Consider the following 18,712-nt stretch of genomic DNA (forward strand, 5'->3'; position numbering starts at 1 on the left):
GGGATGCGAGCCCAATAGACGCCGGATAGATTGAAGCAAGCCATCCATTCCATCTGATGAACAGTATTGCAAAAAATGGGGTGACCATAGATTGGTCTTGGCCAAAGTAACCAAAGCCGTTGCGCTCCATTCATCCGGCCCTGCGCTTCGCTCCGGGTTCCCTCACTCCGGCCTTGCTCCCGGGAGGGCCGCGCTGCAGGGCCCATCCTGGGCCCCCAGCGCTTGACGGGCATCCATGGCCGTCACCTCCCTCCGCAAGACCTCCGTTCGGCCTCCTGAAGTCGCGAAGTTACGGGCGGCGCCTGGGTTGGCGCAGCTGTCGCTAGTTGCAGCTTAATTAATCTTTCGATCGCATCGCGGGGCAAGCCCGCTCCCACCCAACAGTCGACGTTATATATAATCCTGTAGGAGCGGGCTCGCCCCGCGGAAGGGCTGGAATAGCCAATGCATAATGAACTGTAAAACAACTAACTTCGCATTTCTTGCTCTTGCTCTTGCTCTTGCTCTTGCTCTTGCTCTTGCTCTTGCTCTTGCTCTTGCTTCTAAGCGCGCGATAGTCCAGGCGCCGCCAATTGCGACTTCAGGAGGCCGAGCGGAGTTCTTGCGGAGGGAGGTGACGGCCATGGATGGCCGTCAAGCGCTGCGCCCCAGGATGGGGCGTTCAGCGCGGTCCTCCCGGGAGCAAGAACGGAGCGAGGGAACCCCGAAGCGAAGCGTAGGGGCCGGATGAACGGAGCGGAACGGTTTTGCCTACTTTTGCCAAGACAAAAGTAGGCCGCCGTAAGGGCGGAAAGGTGACTAAATGTCGTTATCTTCTACGAATGCGCATAAAAAAATCAAAACAATCACCCCGAACCCGAACCCGAACCCGAACCCGAACCCGAACTACCCCCGAAAAGCCCGAACAAAAACCCCAACAGCCTCCCGCACATGCGCCTCAGCCTCATCCCCACTCAGCGCCTGCGCGCACCCCAGCAACAACCGATAATCCGGCGCCCCCTTCACCAGGCAGAAGAAATGCTCCGCCGCCCGCAACGGGTTGTCGATCCGCAGCAACCCCTGCTGGTCGACACAGTGCAGCAGCGCCGCCATCCCGGCCATCACCCGCTTCGGCCCCGCCTCATAGAAATACTGCCCAAACCCCGGATCCTGGCTGCCGAGGGCAAAGATCAGGCGACTCAGCTTGACCGCCTCGTCACTGCTGATGAGCGCCTGGAACCCCCGGGCAATGTTCAGCAGCACATCCTCCACCGCCACCCCTTCCGGATACTCGAACATCAAGTCAGGCAACTGGTTCTGGCAGGTGGCCATGACCGCCGCGCCGAACAGCGTCTGCTTGTCGGTGAAATGGCTGTAGACGGTGAGTTTGGAAACACCTGCCGCCGCCGCGACCGCATCCATGCTGGTGTTGGCATAGCCAAGGCTGAGGAACAGGTGCTTGGCGGCTTCGAGAATGGCCTCGCGCTTGGCCAGGTCCTTGGGCCGGCCTGGGCCGATGGGTGCGTCGTTGGACATGAGGGACCGCATTCAATGTGAAAGAGGCACATCTTACCGGGTCGAGAAGGTGTCGGCTGCAGCATCCGTCGCAACACTATTATGGATTTTCTCTAACGCGCCCGCTTCCCCGGCCAGGTTCGCTGACTTAATATACTCGCCAGTATAAATATTCGATGCGCCCTCTGCCAAAGGTCATTCATCATGTTGCGTCGTGCGTTGTCCCTCGCTCTGCCGGCAGCCGCCGTGCTTCTGCTCTCCGCTTGCGGCCAGGAGGCCGCTTCACCTGTCGCGCCGCGCCCGGCGCTGGTGGTCCAGCCGCACCCCGCGCAGGCCTCGGCCGACAGCTATCCAGGCGAGGTGCGCGCGCGCTTTGAACCCGAACTGGCGTTTCGCATTGGCGGCAAGGTCAGCAAGCGCTTGGTGGAAGAGGGGCAGCGGGTCAAGGCCGAGCAGCCGCTGGCCGAACTCGATCCCCAGGACGTGCGCCTGCAACTGGAGGCCAACCGCGCCCAGCTGGCGGCGGCCGAGGCCAACCTGGCGCTGGTGCGCGCCGAGCGCGACCGCTACCAGAAGCTACTGGGCCGGCAGATGGTCAGCCGCTCCCAGTTCGACAACGCCGAGAACCTCTACCGTGCCGGCCAGGCGCGGCTGAAGCAGGCCAAGGCCGAGTTCGAAGTGGCCGGCAACCAGGCCGAGTACGCGGTGCTGCGCGCGCCCCAGGCCGGGGTGATTGCCAAGCGCCAGGTCGAGGTGGGCCAGGTAGTGGCCGCCGGGCAGACCGTGTTCACCCTCGCCGCCGACGGTGAGCGCGAAGTGGCCATCGGCTTGCCCGAGCAGCAGTTCGCCCGCTTTGCCGTCGGCCAGGCGGTGAGCGTGGAACTGTGGTCGCATCCTGACCGGCGTTTCGAGGGACTGATTCGCGAGCTCTCTCCGGCGGCGGACCCACGTTCGCGGACCTTTGCCGCACGCATCGCCTTCACCTCCAATGCCACGCCGGCCGAGCTCGGCCAGAGCGCCCGGGTGTTCATCGATCATGCCGAACGCTCGCCACTGGCGGTGCCGCTCTCGGCGGTGACCGCAGAGGCCGGACAGGCCTATGTCTGGCGGGTCGGCAAGGATAATCGCCTGGAGCGTGCGCAGGTGCGCCTGGGCGCCTATGGCGCCGACAGCGTGCCGGTGCTCGAAGGACTGCAGCCCGGCGACTGGGTGGTCGCCGCGGGCGGTCATGTTCTGCGCGAAGGGCAACAGGTGCGGCCTGTGGACCGCAGCAATCGTGAAGTGAACCTGGCGGCCAAGGAGTAAGTCCCGATGGGTTTCAACCTTTCCGCCTGGGCGCTGCGCAATCGCCAGATCGTGTTGTTCCTGATGATCCTGCTGGCGGCGATCGGCGCCATGTCTTACACCAAGCTGGGGCAGAGCGAAGATCCACCCTTCACCTTCAAGGCCATGGTCATCCGCACCCTGTGGCCCGGGGCGACCGCCGAGGAAGTGTCGCGCCAGGTCACCGAGCGCATCGAGAAGAAGCTGATGGAGACCGGCGAGTACGAGCGGATCGTCTCGTTCTCGCGGCCCGGTGAGTCCCAGGTCACCTTCATGGCCCGTGACTCGATGCATTCCGCGGATATTCCCGAGCTGTGGTACCAGATCCGCAAGAAAGTCGCGGACATCAAGCACACCCTGCCGCCCGAGGCGCAGGGGCCGTTCTTCAACGACGAGTTCGGCACCACCTTCGGCAACATCTATGCCCTGACCGGCGCCGGCTTCGACTATGCCGTGCTCAAGGACTACGCCGACCGTATCCAGATCCAATTGCAGCGGGTCAAGGACGTGGGCAAGGTCGAGTTGATCGGCCTGCAGGACGAGAAGGTCTGGATCGAACTGTCCAACGTCAAGCTGGCCACCCTGGGCGTGCCGTTGGCCGCCGTGCAGCAGGCGCTGCGCGAGCAGAACGCGGTAAGTACAGCGGGCTTCTTCGAAACCGCAAGCGAGCGCCTGCAACTGCGGGTCAGCGGGCGCTTCGACAGCGTCGAGCAGATTCGCCAGTTCCCCATCCGCGTCGGTGACCGCACCTTCCGCATCAGCGATGTCGCCGACGTGCAGCGCGGTTTCAACGACCCACCCGCGCCGCGCATGCGCTTCATGGGCGAGGATGCCATCGGCCTGGCGGTGTCGATGAAGAACGGCGGTGACATCCTGGTGCTCGGCAAGGCCCTGGAAGCCGAGTTCGCCCGCCTGGCGCAGAGCCTGCCGGCGGGCATGGAGCTGCGCAAGGTGTCCGACCAGCCGGCGGCGGTGAAGGCCGGGGTCGGCGAGTTCGTGCAGGTGCTGATCGAGGCACTGGCGATTGTCCTGCTGGTGAGCTTCTTCTCCCTGGGCCTGCGTACCGGCCTGGTAGTGGCGCTGGCGATCCCACTGGTACTGGCCATGACTTTCGCCGCCATGCACTACTTTGGCATCGGCCTGCACAAGATCTCGCTGGGGGCGCTGGTACTGGCCCTGGGGCTGCTGGTGGACGACGCGATCATCGCGGTGGAGATGATGGCGATCAAGATGGAGCAGGGCTACGACCGGCTCAAGGCGGCGAGCTACGCCTGGACCAGTACCGCGTTCCCGATGCTCACCGGCACCCTGATCACCGCCGCCGGTTTCCTGCCGATCGCCACGGCGGCTTCGAGCACGGGGGAGTACACCCGCTCGATCTTCCAGGTGGTGACCATTGCCCTGCTGACCTCCTGGGTCGCCGCGGTGGTGTTCGTGCCTTACCTGGGCGAGCGCCTGTTGCCGGACCTGGCCAAGCTTCACGCGGCCCGCCATGGCGCCGACGGGCATGCCCCCGACCCCTATGCCACGCCGTTCTACCAGCGCGTCAGGCGGGTGGTGGAGTGGTGCGTGCGGCGGCGCAAGACGGTGATCGTGCTGACCATCGCCGCGTTCGTCGGCAGCATCCTGCTGTTCCGTTTTGTGCCGCAGCAATTCTTCCCGGCCTCCGGCCGGCCGGAGCTGATGGTCGACCTGAAACTGGCCGAAGGCGCTTCGCTGAACAACACCGCCGAACGGGTCAAGCAGCTGGAGGCGCTGCTCAAGCAGCAGGACGGCATCGCCAACTATGTCGCCTACGTCGGCACTGGCTCGCCGCGCTTCTACCTGCCGCTGGACCAGCAACTGCCGGCGGCGAGCTTTGCCCAGTTCGTGGTGTTGGCCAAGTCGCTGGAGGACCGTGAGCGTCTGCGCAGCTGGCTGATCGGCACCCTCGAGCAGCAGTTCCCGGACCTGCGCTCGCGGGTCACGCGCCTGGAGAACGGCCCGCCCGTGGGCTATCCGGTGCAGTTCCGCGTCACCGGCGAGCACATCGAGAAGGTCCGCGCCCTGGCTCGCGAGGTGGCGGCCAAGGTGCGCGAGAACCCCCATGTGGTCAACGTGCACCTGGACTGGGAAGAGCCGAGCAAGGCGGTGTACCTGGATATCGACCAGGACCGTGCCCGGGCGCTGGGAGTGAGCACCGCGCACCTGTCGAGCTTCCTGCAGAGCTCGCTGACTGGCAGCAACGTCAGCCAGTACCGCGAGGACAACGAGCTGATCGAGATCCTCCTGCGCGGCACCCCGGAGGAGCGGCGCGAGTTGGGTAACCTGGGCAGCCTGGCGGTACCCACCGACAACGGCCAGAGCGTGGCCCTGTCGCAGGTGGCGACCTTGGAATACGGCTTCGAGGAAGGCATCATCTGGCACCGTAACCGCTTGCCCACTGTCACCGTGCGCGCCGATATCTACGACAAGGAGCAGCCGGCGACCCTGGTCAAGCAGATCCAGCCGACCCTGGCCCAGATCAAGGACGAGTTGCCCGATGGCTACCTGCTGGAAGTGGGCGGCACAGTGGAGGACTCCGAGCGTGGCCAGCGCTCGGTGAACGCCGGCATGCCCTTGTTCATCGTGGTGGTGCTGAGCCTGCTGATGATCCAGCTGCGCAGTTTCTCGCGGATGTTCATGGTGTTCCTCACCGCGCCCCTGGGGCTGATCGGCGTGACCCTGTTCCTGCTGGTGTTCCGCCAGCCGTTCGGCTTCGTCGCCATGCTCGGGACCATCGCCCTGGCGGGGATGATCATGCGTAACTCGGTGATCCTGGTAGACCAGATCGAACAGGATATCGCCGCCGGGATGGCGCGTTGGCAGGCGATCATCGAGGCCACGGTGCGGCGCTTCCGGCCGATCGTGCTGACCGCGCTGGCGGCGGTGCTGGCGATGATTCCGCTGTCGAGGAGCGTGTTCTACGGGCCGATGGCGGTGGCGATCATGGGTGGGTTGATCGTCGCCACGGTGTTGACCCTGTTGTTCCTGCCGGCGTTGTATGCGGCGTGGTTCAGGGTCAGGAAGGACTGACAACATCGCGGGTCAAGCCCGCTCCCACGGTGGGAGCGGGCTTGAGCCGCGATCGGAACCGACGCCTCAGAGTGCGCCGAACACCTTCTTGGCCAGGCTGGTCGCGGCACCGGCCGGGTTCTGGCGAATGCTCTCTTCCTGCTTGGCGATCATCTCGAACAGACCGTCCAGCGCCTTCTCGGTCACGTAGTTCTCGATGTTGGCGCTCTTGGCGTCGACCACGCCCAGGCCTGCGGCCTGCCCGGCGAAGTTGTTGTACTGCTGGGCCAGGCCGACCTTGTCGGTGGCCTGCTTGACGATCGGCAGGAACTTGGCGCGGATCTGCTCGCGGCTGCTCTTGTTCAGGTACTGGGTGGCCGAGTCCTGGCCGCCGCTGAGGATGCCTTTGGCATCGGTCACGGTCATCTTCTTCACCGCGTCCACCAGGATCGCCTGGGCTTGCGGCACAGCGGCCTCGGCGGCCTTGTTCATGCTGGTCTCCAGGGCTTCGACCTGTTCACCCTTGCCGAACATCTTCATGGCCTTGGCGGCCTTGCCGAGGTTGCCCGGCAGCTCGATGCGCACGTCGGGGTTGTTGCTGAAACCGCCGGGGGTGCTCAATTGCTTGACGGCGATCTGCGCGCCTTGGGTGAGGGCGTCCTTCAGGCCGCCGGAGGCGTCGCTCTGGGACAGGTCGCCCAGCGACAGGGCCAGGGCGCTGGCCGACAGCAGCAGGCCGGCGCACAGGGTGGTGAAGCGCAAGGAGGAGCGAATCATGGGGATTTCCTTATGGGCAGAATGGAGCAGGTTCAGCGTATCGGGTAGACCGGGATCGGGCCAGTTCACTCAACCGCCACAGGTTCCGGTGTTTCATCGCGGTGCAAGGCTACCTGGCGGATCGACAGGCGCAGCTCCGCCGACAGTACCCGCTTGGCCACGCCTTCGGCCAGCTCGGCGAGCTTGTCGTGGTAGCCCAGCTTGCCATCGGTGTCCGGCTGCAGCACGCCTTCGCGCACCAGGGTCTGGATGAAGTGGCGGAACAGGGTCTTGTCGAAGAACTCCGGGGCGTTCAGGCCATGCAGGATCGACAGGCGCTGGGCCATCATCACACACAGCTCCTCCAGCTCCTCGGCACTCAGCGTGTGCTGGCCGCTGTTGAGCAGCAACGAGGTTGCCATGTAGAAGCGCTGCAGGGTCTGGGTGATGGTGCGCGCCAGCAGCGTCAGCAGGACGAACTGCCGCGAGCTGGGGGCCGGGCGCATGTAGATGTCCTGCTCCCGGCGTAGCAGCCCCTGCTCGACCAGCGCTGTCAGCCATTGGTCGATCACCTCGTCCAGTTGCTCGGGCGTCCAGCGCAGGAACAGCTCGGCCTGCAGGTACGGATACAACGCTCGCACGTACTGGCCCAGCAGGTCGCGGCTCATGCGCGAGCTGCTGAGGAAGAAGCTCGCCAGCAGCCCCGGCAGGGCGAAGATGTGCAGCACGTTATTGCGGTAGTAGGTCATCAGCACCGCGTTGGCTTCGTCCAGGTAGAGGATGCGACCCAGCGCATCCTTCTGCTCGGCCAGCAGGTCCATGCCCAGCACATGGTCGATCAGCGCCTTGCCGTCGCCATCGGGCAGGGTGGTGTGTGGCGAGTAGGGCACCTGGCGCAGCAGGGTCAGGTACAGGTCGAGCACGCGGGTCAGGGCGCGCTCGTCCAGGGCCAGGCGGCTGGTCGACAACAGGGCCAGAGCCACCAGGTTGACCGGGTTGATCGCCGCGGCTTCGTTCAGGTGACGGGCGACGGTCTCACCCAGGCGGGTGGTGGTGTCGTTGAGCCAGGCCGGGCGGAACTGCGGGCCGAGCGGCTGATCGCGCCAGCCGGGCTGCTGTTCGTCGAGGAAGCTATTGAGGCGGATCGGCTCGCCGAAGTTGACGTAGACCTGGCCGAAGCGCTGCTTGAGCGCGCCGATGACCTTGAAGATGTCGAAGATCGATTCTTTCTTCTTGCTGGCGCCGCGCAGTTCGCCCAGGTAGGTGCGGCCTTCGAGCACCCGCTCGTAGCCGATGTACACCGGGACGAAGACGATCGGCGTGCGCGAGGAGCGCAGGAAGCTGCGCAGGGTGATCGCCAGCATGCCGGTGCGCGGCTGCAGCATGCGCCCGGTGCGCGAACGGCCGCCCTCGACGAAGTACTCCACCGGGAAACCCTTGGTGAACAGGGTGTGCAGGTACTCGTTGAACACCGCGGTGTACAGCGGGTTGCCCTTGAACGTGCGGCGCATGAAGAAGGCGCCGCCGCGGCGCAGCAGGCCGCCGATCACCGGCATGTTGAGGTTGATGCCGGCGGCGATGTGCGGCGGCGTCAGGCCATTGCGGAACAGCAGGTAGGACAGCAGCAGGTAGTCGATGTGGCTGCGGTGGCAGGGCACGTAGATCACCTCGTGACCGGGGGCGATGCCCTGCACCTGCTCAATGTGGTTGACCTTGATGCCGTCGTAGATCTTGTTCCAGAACCAGCTGAGCACCACTTCGAGGAAGCGGATGGCGGTGTAGGTGTAGTCCGAGGCGATCTCGTTGCCGTAGTGCAGCGCCTTGGCCTCGGCCTTGGCGTAGGGGATCTTCTCGCGGTCGGCCTCGTCGCTGATGGCCTGGCGCACCAGCGGGTCGTGCACCAGGCCCTTGACCAGGTTGCGTCGGTGCGAGATGTCGGGGCCGATCACCGCGGTCTTCAGGTTGCGGAAATGCACGCGCATCATGCGCTGGGCCATGCGCACGGTGCGCTCGTGGCCCTTGTTGTGCTGCACCAGTTCGCGCAGGTGGATCGGCGCGGAGAACTGCACCCGGGTCTTGCGCCCCAGGATCAGCACGCTGAGCAGGCGGCGCAGGCGGCCGGTGACGGCCCAGCTGTCGGCGAACAGCAGCTTCCACGGACTCGACTCGCTGGCGGGGGTCTGGCCCCAGAACACGCTGACCGGAATGATTTGCGCGTCTTCCTCGGCGTGCTGGCTGATCGCCGCAACCAGGCGCTCCAGCGTCGGTGGCGCGCCGCGTTTGTCCTGGCGGCCGAGCCAGTCAGGCTCGGGGGTCAGGTAGAAGAACGCCGCAGGCTCCTGCAATGGGCCGACAGCCACCGGCAGCACTGGGCGTGGCAGCCCCGCCTTGGTGCACTCGTGGTCGATCACGGCCAGGTCGGTGAGCGACGGCGAGGAGAGGGCGTAGAACACCGGTCGGCTACGGTCGAGCTTGAGCGTCAGCGAGGATTGGTTGATGGTTTCGGAGCGCACCCACAGGTAGAGAACGCGACGCAGGGCGCCGAAGATGAGGCGGCGCAGGGGAGAACGGGTCATGGGGTGGGGCCCTGGGTGAAAGTTTTCGTGTTTTACAGCCCGTTAGTCTGCCGTATCTGCGTAAGTTCAGCAAAATTCGGCCAAAAATGACCCTGTCATGAATTTTTTTTGTTCCCTGTCATATACTCGGCCTGCCGCTTGCAGGATATTTGTGCAAGCTGCGTCGGCGCGGATGGTGAACCCGCGCCAGCAAGGCGATCTTCAAAATAAAAATCCGGAGTAGTTCAGATGTCGTCTCGTGAGACTGGGAATGTGAAGTGGTTCAACGATGCCAAGGGTTATGGCTTCATTCAGCGCGAAGGTGGTGCGGACGTGTTCGTCCACTATCGGGCTATCCGCGGTGAGGGGCATCGCACCCTGGTCGAAGGGCAGCAGGTCGAGTACGCCCTCGTGCAAGGCCAGAAAGGCCTGCAGGCCGAGGACGTGGTAGGGCTCTGAGCCTCGAGGCTTAACGCTCAAGCTGCAAGTTGACCGTGGAACTTGCAGCCTGATGCGAACGCCTTCAGTGAGTGCGCCAGGTGATTTCCTGTTCACCGTCGGCGCTGATGCGGATCCAACGGTCTGCATCTTCTTCCCCGTCTTCCTCCGTCCAGCTGCCTGGCGCGCAACGCACTTCGACGTTGAGCGCGGCGAATGCCGCCCGGGCGCAGGCGATGTCGTCGGCCCACGGGGTCTGGTCGCTTTCCAGGTACAGGCTGTTCCATTTTCCCACAGCCTTCGGTAACCAAGTGACCGGAATGTTACCGGCCGTGCACTTGAAGGTCTGGCCCTTCTGCTTCCATTCGCTGCACGGCCCCAGGGCCTGGGTGAGCCAGTCGGCGATCTGCTTGTGGTCGACGTCGTCGTCCTTGAGGTAGATCTCGATATCGGGTTGACGCATGGGGGGCTCCAGTGTGCTCAGTCTTGGCGCACGAAATAGTCATAACGCATGGAAACGGTGACCTCGAAGGGTTCGGGCTGGTCGATCACCCGCGCGCGCTTCTCGGCGCTGGCGCGCCAGCCGTGCGGGGTCATGGCCAGCAGGTCGGCGCGGGCCTTGGCGTCGGCCAGGGTCAGGCGGAACTCGAGAATCTCGCCGTGGGCGTGGGCCATGCCTTCGGGGACCAGGGCCAGGTGCTTGTCGTCGGCGTAAGGGCGCACTTCATCGTAGAGCACCTCGCGCAGTTCCATCAGGTGGCCGCTGGTTGGGCCGACCCGCATCAGGCCGCCGCCGGGTGCCAGCAGGCGCTTGGCCTCCTGCCAGTCGAGCGGGCTGAACACGCTGGCGATGAAACCGCAGCTGGCATCGGCCATGGGCACGCGGGCCATGCTGGCGACCATCCAGGTCACCTCGGGGGCGCGGCGGCAGGCGCGCTTGACCGCCTCGCGGGAGATATCCAGGGCGTAGCCGTCGGCCGCCGGCAGGGCCTGGGCGATTTGCGCGGTGTAGTAGCCTTCGCCGCAGCCGATGTCCAGCCAGGCCTGTGGCTGGCGCTCAGCGGCCAGTTGCGCCAGGCGCCGGGCCACCGGCGCATAGTGGCCGGCGTCGAGGAAATCGCGGCGGGCTTCGACCATGGCCTGGTTATCGCCCGGATCGCGGCTGTTCTTGTGCTGCACCGGCAGCAGGTTCAGGTAGCCCTGGCGGGCGCGGTCGAAACGGTGGCCGGCGGGGCAGGCCACGCCATTGTCGAGTCGCGCCAAGGGGGCCTGGCAGAGTGGGCAGGCGAGCATCAGGCGAGCAACCGCACCAGGGTCTGGTAGTAGATTTCGGTCAGCAGGTCGAGGTCGCTGGCCAGGATGCGTTCGTCCACCTGGTGGATGGTGGCGTTGACCGGACCGAGCTCGACCACCTGGGTGCCCATGGTGGCGATGAAGCGGCCGTCGGACGTGCCGCCGCTGGTCGACGGACGGGTCTCGCGACCGGTGACCGCCTTGATGCTCGACGACACCGCATCGAGCAGATCGCCCGGCTCTGTGAGGAACGGCAGGCCCGACAGCGCCCAGTCGATGCTCCATTCCAGCTGATGCCTGTCGAGGATCGCCGCGACGCGCTGCTGCAGGCCCTCGACCGTCGATTCTGTGGAGAAGCGGAAGTTGAACAGCGCGGTCAGCTCGCCCGGGACCACGTTGGTGGCGCCGGTGCCGGAGTTGAGGTTGGAGATCTGGAAGCTGGTCGGCGGGAAGAACGCGTTGCCTTCGTCCCAGTGCTCGGCGGCAAGTTCCGCCAGGGCCGGCGCGGCCAGGTGGATCGGGTTGCGCGCCAGATGCGGATAGGCCACGTGGCCTTGCTTGCCGCGCACGGTCAGCTTGGCGCCAAGCGAGCCGCGACGGCCGTTCTTGACCACGTCACCGAGCAGGGTGGTGCTGGACGGCTCGCCGACGATGCACCAGTCCAGGCGTTCGTTGCGTGCCTTGAGGCGCTCGACCACGGCCTTGGTGCCATGGTGGGCCGGGCCTTCCTCGTCGCTGGTGATCAGGAAGGCGACCTTGCCGCGATGGTTCGGGTAGTCGTGCACGAAGCGCTCGCTGGCCACCACCATGGATGCCAGGCTGCCCTTCATGTCGGCGGCGCCACGGCCGCAGAGCATGCCGTCGGCATCGATCAGCGCCTCGAACGGCTCATGCTGCCACTGCTGCACCGGGCCGGTGGGGACCACGTCGGTGTGGCCGGCGAAGCACAGCACCGGGCCATCCTGGGTGCCATGGGTGGCCCAGAAATTGTCGACGTCCTCGATACGCATTGGCTCGAGCTGGAAGCCGACGGCGCCCAGGCGGTTCATCATCTGGGTCTGGCAGTCGGCATCGACCGGGGTGACCGAGGGGCGACGGATCAGGTCGCAGGCCAGTTGCAGGGTAGGCGAGAGCTCGGCTGGGGCCGTCATTGAGGGACTCCGGGGCATGGCAAGGCGGGAAACTGAGGGGCGTTATCTTATATCAAACTGACGGGCCGATGGGGCCGCTGTGCGGCCCTTTCGCGACACAAGGCCGCTCCCATAGGAGTTGCACAGGCCTTCTGGGCTGCGGTGATCCTGTGGGAGCGGCCTTGTGTCGCGAAAGGGGCGCAACGCGCCCCCGGCGATCTCAAGCCTGTTGTGGCTCTGCAACCTTTTCGGAGGGCTTGGGCAACGACGACAGCAACGCCATCACCAGCGCCGCCAGGTATGGCAACGACTGCACCAGCAGCATCGCTACCCAGAAGCGCATGTCCGAACTCGGCAGCCCCTGTACCAGGTAGATCCCCAGTGCAGCACCCCACAGCAACAACATGATGAACAGTTCTTCGCGGGCCTCGGAGATCGCCACCAGCACACCGTGGCTGTCGGCATTCTTTGGCGTGCGGAAGAACGGCATGCTGCTGGTGAAGAACCCGTACAGCACCGCCTTGGCGATGGTGTGCGACAGCGCCAGCCCCGCCAGCGCGGCGGCGAAGGCATCCTTCAGGTTGACGCCCACCGCGCGGCGGTAGAGGAAGACGATCTTGCCGACCTTGAAGAAGAACAGCGCCAGCGGCGGAATGGCGAACATCATCAGCGGCGGGTCGACCCGGTGCGGCACGATGATCATCGCCGCCGACCACAGCAGCGCGCCGACGGTGAAGAAAATGTTCATGCCATCGGCAATCCAAGGCAGCCAGCCGGCCAGGAAGTGGTAGCGCTGGCCACGGGTCAGCTCGCTGCCCTTGCCACGCAGCAGGGCGCCGGCGTGGTGCTTGATGATCTGGATGGCGCCGTAGGCCCAGCGGAAGCGCTGCTTCTTGAAGTCGATGAAGGTGTCGGGCATCAGGCCCTTGCCGTAGCTGTTGTGGGCGTAGGCCGCCGACAGACCCTTCTCGAACACGCGCAGGCCAAGCTCGGCATCCTCGCAGATGCACCACTCGGCCCAGCCCAGTTCATCGAGCACGCTGCGCCTGGTCATGGTCATGGTGCCGTGCTGGATGATCGCGTCACGGTCGTTGCGGGTGACCATGCCGATATGGAAGAAGCCCTTGTATTCGCTGTAGCACAGCTTTTTGAACGCGCTCTCGTGTTGGTCGCGGTAGTCCTGGGGCGATTGCACCACGGCGATCTTCGGGTCGGCGAAGTGCGGCACCATGTGCTTGAGCCAATTGCGGTCGACACAGTAGTCGGAGTCGATCACCGCGATCACCTCGGCGTCCTTGGCCGTGTGCGGGATCAGGTAGTTCAGCGCGCCGCCCTTGAAGCCGGCCAGCGGCGCGACGTGGAAGAACCTGAAGCGCTCGCCGAGCTTCTCGCAGTGGGCCTTGAGCGGTTCCCACACGGCTGGGTCCTTGGTGTTGTTGTCGATCACCAGCACTTCGTAGTCCGGGTAGTCCAGCGCGGCGAGGGCATCCAGGGTCTGCTTCACCATCTCCGGCGGCTCGTTGTAGCACGGCACGTGCACCGAGACCTTCGGGCGATAGGCGCTGTCGCCCTGCACGGGCAGGAACTCACGGCGGCGCTTGTGGATCCACACTGCCTCGGCCAGTTCGTGGGCCTCGGTCAGCAGCACGATGAACACCCCGAGGGCGCCCAGCGCCAGCAGTACACCGACCGTCAGGCTGAACCAGGTGCTGTACTGCTGGCTGTAGTCGTAGGCGATCCACACCAGCACCGACCCGCACAGGAAGGTGATGAAGGTGAGGAAGGTACGCCCGCGCTGGCGCAGGGCCGAGCCGTCGATCAGCAGGATGGCCAGGGCGATCATCGCCAGCACCACCGAGGCCACGGCCAGGGCGCGCCATTGCGGGATCGCCACGATCGGGCCTTCAAAGTTGAATTTCTGCTGGCGCTCGGCGTTGTACACGCCCCAATAGGCGCCCACCGAGCCTTCGTCGCTGGCCTTCCAAGGCTGGTCGTAGGCCTCGATGACGAAGTAGTTGTAGCCGCGGCGGTTGAGGGTGTTGACCAGGGTGCGCAGGTAGATGGCCTGGTCGGCCTGGGTGGCGTCGGCGCCGCCACGCATGCGGCCGTTGCTCGGCCAGCCGACCTCCGAGAGCAGCAGCGGCTTGCGTGGGAATTGCTTGCGCAACTCGCGGGCGCGGTCGAGGACGAACTGCACCGAGTCCTTCATGGGCACGAACTCCCAGTAGGGCAGGATGTGCGCGGCGATCAGGTCGACGTGTTTCGCCAGCTCCGGGTGCTCCTTCCAGATGTGCCACTGCTCACTGGTGGTCACCGGCACCTTTACCGCGGCACGGACCCGGTCGAGGTAGCCGATCAACTGCTCGGCGCTAACTTCCTCGCGGAACAACGCCTCGTTGCCGACGACCACCCGCACCACGCTGCGCGAAGTGTTGGCCAGGCCGATGGCCTTTTCGATCTCCCGCTCGTTGCGTTCCTGGTCGTTGCTGATCCAGATTCCCAGGGTGATGCGCAGGCCAAGCTCCTCGGCCAGGCGCGGCACCTCGGCCTGGGTACCTTCGACGGTGTAGATACGGATGTTGTCGGTCAGCTTGTTCAGTTGCTCAAGGTCCTGGCGGATCTCATCCTCGCTGGGGTACTGGCCCTTCTGTGGGCTTTGGCCGAGACGGAAGGGCGAGTAGGAAAAACCGGAAATCTGTTCCGGCCAGGCGGGGGCGGATACCGGGCGGTTGATCAAGGCCCAGAACCCGGTGAACAGCGCGGCGATGGCCAGGACCACTACCAGGTTGAGACCGAATTTGCGTGATGGCATAGGTGTTCGAGGTTCCGAAGAAGGGCGCGAGGCGTAGCCGCTGGGGCGTGGGTCCACGGATTCCGGGGAAGGTAACCCGTTGGATTATCGGCAGGGGATGTAGTTCTCAGTCCGCCTGCCTGCCGTCCAGATATAGTTACTTGATAGGACATTAAAGCAGGCTTGGTAGGACTTTTTCCAACCCGTGGCCGCTCTGGCATGTCCTGGCGGCATGATCGGGTGGCGCGCTTTGCCCGCGAACCCATGGCTTGGCCTATAATGCGCGCCGGTTTTTTCGGGGTATCAGCATGAGCACAGAAGATCCACGCTTTGCCGGCGTCGCCCGGCTCTACGGCGACGACGGTTTGCAACGCTTGCGCCAGGCCCATGTGGCCATCGTCGGCATTGGCGGCGTCGGTTCGTGGGCGGCCGAAGCGCTTGCCCGCAGCGGCGTGGGCGAGATCAGCCTGTTCGATCTGGACGATGTCTGCGTGAGCAACACCAACCGCCAGGCTCACGCCCTCGAAGGCCAGGTCGGCCGGGCCAAGGTCGAGGTGATGGCCGAGCGCCTGCGGGCGATCAACCCGGCCTGCACGGTGCACGCGGTGGCCGATTTCGTCACCCGCGAGACCATGGCCGAGCACATCACCGAGCAGATGGACTGCGTGATCGACTGCATCGACAGCGTGATGGCCAAGGCGGCGCTGATCGCCTGGTGCCGCCGCCGCAAGATTGCCATCGTCACCACCGGTGGCGCCGGCGGGCAGATCGATCCGACCCAGATCCAGATCGGCGACCTCAACAAGACCTTCAACGACCCGTTGGCTTCACGGGTGCGCTCGACCCTGCGCCGGGACTACAATTTCTCGCGCAACACCAGCCGCAACTATGGCGTGCCGTGCGTGTTTTCCAGCGAACAGCTGCGCTACCCCAAGGGCGACGGCAGCGTGTGCCTGCAGAAGAGCTTTGTCGGTGAAGGCGTGCGCCTGGACTGCGCCGGTGGATTCGGCGCGGTGATGATGGTGACCGCGACCTTCGGCATGGTCGCGGCGAGCAAGGCCGTGGAGAAGCTGGTGGCCGGGGCGCGGCGGCCTTCTGAGCGGATCAAGGCCGAATAGGTTATCGCGGGCTTGCCCCGCGATGAATCCAACAGCGATTCAGGCTTGGGTAGCGAGTTCGGCCATCTTTAGCAACACCGCATGCAGCCCATTGCTGCGCGACGGAGACAACTGCCGCTCAAGCCCCAACTGGGTAAACCAGGCGCTCAGGTCGAGCGCTGCCAATCGATCGCTCGCCAAGCCCTGCACCCGCACTAGCAACAGTGCAAGCAAGCCGCGCAACAGCCGTGCATCACTAGCGGCTTTGAAATGCCACTGACCCTTTTCTTGTTGGGCCACCAGCCACACCAGGCTCTCGCAGCCATGCACTCGGTTGGCCTCGATCTTCTCGCTGTCGTCCAGCGGCTCCAGCCGATCACCCCATTGCATCAGCAACCGCGCCCGCTGCTCCCAACCGCGCGCTTGCTCGAAGCTCTCCAGCGCCTGGCTGGCCTCGGCCGACAGGCTCATCGCAGCAGCTCCAGGCCCTGATCGAGTGCGTCGAAGAACCGTTGCAGGTCGTCGCTGTCGCTGTAAAGCCCCAGCGACACGCGGATCGCGCCGTCCAGGCCCAGATGCCTGAGCAGCGGCATGGCGCAATGATGCCCGGCGCGCACGGCGATGCCCTGTTCGGTCAGCAGATGGGCAATATCGGCGTTGTGCACCCCGTCAATGACGAAGCTGGCGAGTGCCGCGTGCGGTGAGCCAAGCAGGCGAACCCCCTCGCGATCGGCCAGGCCGCGCACCAGGTGCTGGTGCAAGGTGGCCTCATGGGCGGCCACGGCATTGGCATCAAGGCTGGCCAGATAGTCCAGGGTGGCGCCCAGGCCAATGACACCGGCGATCGGCGGCGTGCCGGCCTCGAATCCCAGCGGTGCCGGGCGGAAGCTGGCCTCCTGGTAGTCCGCCAACTGCACCATCTCGCCGCCGTACTGCCAGTGGCGCAGCAGTGCCAGCGCCTGCTGGCGACCGTACAGCACGCCGACGCCATCCGGGCCGTACAGCTTGTGGCTGGAGAACACATAGAAGTCGCAGTCCAGCTGCTGCACATCGTGGCGCCCGTGGACCACGCCCTGGGCGCCATCGACCACGCTCAGCACGCCCTGGGCGCGGGCATGGGCCAGCAACGGCGCCAGAGGCTGCCAGGTCCCCAGCACATTGGACAGTTGGCTGATCGCCAGCACGCGGGTGCGCGGGCCGATCAGTTGCAGCGCTTGTTCCAGATCTACCTGCCCCAGATCGTTCACCGGCAGTACTACCAGGCGCAGCTGACGTCGGTGCGCCAACTGTTGCCAGGGCAGGAGATTGGCGTGGTGTTCCAACGCGCTGACGACAATCTCGTCACCGGCCTCGAAGCGGTGCTCCAGGCCATAGGCCAGCAAGTTCAGGGCCGAGGTAGCACCATGGGTGAAGACGATCTGCCGCGCGTCGGCGGCATTGAGCCAGGCAGCGAGCTTGTCGCGAGTGCCCTCGAAGGCTTGGGTGGCCAGGGCGCCGGGCAGGTGCTGGGCGCGGTGCACGTTGGCGGCGCCATGGCCATAGTAATGACCCAGGGCATCCAGCAGAGCCTGGGGCTTCTGGGTGGTGGCGGCGCTGTCCAGGTAGGTCTGGTGCTGCCGTTGCAGGGCGCCGATGGCGGGGAAATCGGCACGCCAGGGGGAGGGCTGGAACATGTTAGCGGGGCCTGGAAAGAAAAATCGGGTCTGCCCACAGGCAAAACCTGGGAGCAGACCCGATCTTATCACTTCAAACCCAGGCGGGTTCTCAGTTGTGCGCGTGCAGCGCCTCGTTCAGCTCGATGGCCGACTTGTGAGTCTTGCACTCCACCGCGCCATTGAGCGAGTTGCGACGGAACAGCAGGTCGGTCTGGCCGGCCAGGTCGCGGGCCTTGACCACCTTGACCAGCTGGTTGTTCTCGTCCAGCAGGTTCACCTTGGTCCCGGCGGTGATGTACAGGCCGGCCTCGACGGTGTTGCGGTCGCCCAGCGGGATGCCGATGCCGGCGTTGGCGCCAATCAGGCAGCCTTCGCCGACCTTGATGACGATGTTGCCGCCACCGGACAGGGTGCCCATGGTCGAGCAGCCGCCGCCCAGGTCCGAACCCTTGCCGACGAATACGCCGGCGGAGACGCGGCCTTCGATCATGCCCGGGCCTTCGGTGCCGGCGTTAAAGTTGACGAAACCTTCGTGCATGATGGTGGTGCCTTCGCCGATGTAGGCGCCCAGGCGCACGCGGGCGGTGTCGGCGATACGCACGCCGGCCGGCACGACGTAGTCGGTCATCTTCGGGAACTTGTCCACCGAGAACACTTCCAGCAGTTCGCCTTTCAGGCGCGCTTCCAGTTGCAACTCGGCCAGCTCGGCCAGGTCGACCGCGCCCTGGTTGGTCCAGGCGACGTTCGGCAGCAGCGGGAAGATGCCGGCCAGCGACACGCCGTGCGGCTTGACCAGGCGGTGCGACAGCAGGTGCAGCTTGAGGTAGGCCTCTGGGGTGGAGGTCAGCGCGCCGTCTTCGGCCAGCAGGGTGGCGACCAGCGGCTTGTGGCTTTCGGCCAGGCGGGTCAGCAGGGCGGCCTGGGCGGCATCGACGCCCTTGAGTGCGTCGGCCAGTTGGGCGGCCTGGGCGGTGGTGAAGGCGATGGCCTGGTTGCCCCCTTCGTAGCCCAGCACTGGTGCGACGGCTGCGACCAGCTCGGCGGATGGCTTGAGCACGGGTTGTGCGTAGAAGACTTCCAGCCAGGTGCCCTGGCGGTTCTGGGTGCCGACACCGAAGGCCAGGCTGAACAGCGATTGAGACATGCG

General features: G+C 65.3%; 14 protein-coding genes. 4 read left to right on the forward strand and 10 right to left on the reverse strand.

What is annotated here, in order from left to right:
- Positions 1-885: 885 nt before the first annotated feature.
- Entirely contained in the window at positions 886-1,527 is a 642-nt protein-coding gene (locus AC25M7_RS19900) for a TetR/AcrR family transcriptional regulator (RefSeq protein ID WP_028690696.1), read from the reverse strand.
- 171 nt (positions 1,528-1,698) lie between these two features.
- Between AC25M7_RS19900 and AC25M7_RS19905 the strand changes: the two genes are divergently transcribed.
- Complete coding sequence (locus tag AC25M7_RS19905; RefSeq protein ID WP_062361406.1) at positions 1,699-2,799, forward strand: efflux RND transporter periplasmic adaptor subunit; 1,101 nt, start codon at positions 1,699-1,701, stop codon at positions 2,797-2,799.
- Positions 2,800-2,805: 6 nt separating this feature from the next.
- A complete protein-coding gene (locus tag AC25M7_RS19910; protein WP_062361404.1) occupies positions 2,806-5,871 on the forward strand; it encodes an efflux RND transporter permease subunit in 3,066 nt (1,021 codons plus the stop codon).
- 66 nt (positions 5,872-5,937) lie between these two features.
- Here AC25M7_RS19910 and AC25M7_RS19915 read toward each other — a convergent pair whose 3' ends face one another.
- The gene (locus tag AC25M7_RS19915) at positions 5,938-6,627 is read right to left on the reverse strand and encodes a DUF4197 domain-containing protein (protein ID WP_028690693.1); all 690 of its coding nucleotides are present in this window, start codon (positions 6,625-6,627) and stop codon (positions 5,938-5,940) included.
- 65 nt (positions 6,628-6,692) lie between these two features.
- Positions 6,693-9,182 carry a glycerol-3-phosphate 1-O-acyltransferase PlsB gene (gene plsB, locus AC25M7_RS19920; RefSeq protein WP_280062700.1) on the reverse strand — a complete coding sequence of 830 codons (2,490 nt, stop codon included), beginning with the start codon at positions 9,180-9,182 and terminating at the stop codon, positions 6,693-6,695.
- 228 nt (positions 9,183-9,410) lie between these two features.
- Here plsB and AC25M7_RS19925 point away from each other — a divergent pair, with 228 nt between their 5' ends.
- On the forward strand, positions 9,411-9,620 hold the full coding sequence (locus AC25M7_RS19925; RefSeq protein ID WP_011535295.1) for a cold-shock protein: 210 nt from the start codon (positions 9,411-9,413) through the stop codon (positions 9,618-9,620).
- A 64-nt stretch (positions 9,621-9,684) separates the two neighbouring features.
- Here the strand turns inward: AC25M7_RS19925 and AC25M7_RS19930 are convergent, their stop codons facing one another.
- The 4 genes from AC25M7_RS19930 to AC25M7_RS19945 all read right to left on the reverse strand — a co-directional run bounded on the left by AC25M7_RS19930 (position 9,685) and on the right by AC25M7_RS19945 (position 14,834).
- On the reverse strand, positions 9,685-10,062 hold the full coding sequence (locus AC25M7_RS19930; protein WP_028690691.1) for a hypothetical protein: 378 nt from the start codon (positions 10,060-10,062) through the stop codon (positions 9,685-9,687).
- A 17-nt stretch (positions 10,063-10,079) separates the two neighbouring features.
- Entirely contained in the window at positions 10,080-10,892 is an 813-nt protein-coding gene (locus AC25M7_RS19935; RefSeq protein ID WP_028690690.1) for a putative RNA methyltransferase, read from the reverse strand.
- On the reverse strand, positions 10,892-12,043 hold the full coding sequence (gene dapE / locus AC25M7_RS19940; RefSeq protein WP_028690689.1) for a succinyl-diaminopimelate desuccinylase: 1,152 nt from the start codon (positions 12,041-12,043) through the stop codon (positions 10,892-10,894). Before dapE ends, AC25M7_RS19935 begins: the two co-directional genes overlap by 1 nt.
- A gap of 199 nt (positions 12,044-12,242) precedes the next feature.
- Positions 12,243-14,834, reverse strand: coding sequence for a glycosyltransferase (locus AC25M7_RS19945; protein ID WP_028690688.1), 2,592 nt, complete (start codon positions 14,832-14,834; stop codon positions 12,243-12,245).
- 287 nt (positions 14,835-15,121) lie between these two features.
- Here AC25M7_RS19945 and tcdA point away from each other — a divergent pair, with 287 nt between their 5' ends.
- Positions 15,122-15,931, forward strand: a complete 810-nt coding sequence (tcdA, locus tag AC25M7_RS19950) for a tRNA cyclic N6-threonylcarbamoyladenosine(37) synthase TcdA (RefSeq protein ID WP_062361401.1) — start codon at positions 15,122-15,124, stop codon at positions 15,929-15,931.
- Positions 15,932-15,970: 39 nt separating this feature from the next.
- Here tcdA and AC25M7_RS19955 read toward each other — a convergent pair whose 3' ends face one another.
- The 3 genes from AC25M7_RS19955 to dapD all read right to left on the reverse strand — a co-directional run bounded on the left by AC25M7_RS19955 (position 15,971) and on the right by dapD (position 18,709).
- A complete protein-coding gene (locus AC25M7_RS19955) occupies positions 15,971-16,381 on the reverse strand; it encodes a SufE family protein (protein ID WP_062361399.1) in 411 nt (136 codons plus the stop codon).
- Complete coding sequence (locus AC25M7_RS19960; RefSeq protein WP_186596857.1) at positions 16,378-17,583, reverse strand: cysteine desulfurase; 1,206 nt, start codon at positions 17,581-17,583, stop codon at positions 16,378-16,380. Before AC25M7_RS19960 ends, AC25M7_RS19955 begins: the two co-directional genes overlap by 4 nt.
- A gap of 91 nt (positions 17,584-17,674) precedes the next feature.
- Positions 17,675-18,709 carry a 2,3,4,5-tetrahydropyridine-2,6-dicarboxylate N-succinyltransferase gene (gene dapD / locus AC25M7_RS19965; RefSeq protein WP_028690684.1) on the reverse strand — a complete coding sequence of 345 codons (1,035 nt, stop codon included), beginning with the start codon at positions 18,707-18,709 and terminating at the stop codon, positions 17,675-17,677.
- Positions 18,710-18,712 lie beyond the last annotated feature (3 nt).

Source organism: Pseudomonas sp. P106(2024) (assembly GCF_057480815.1).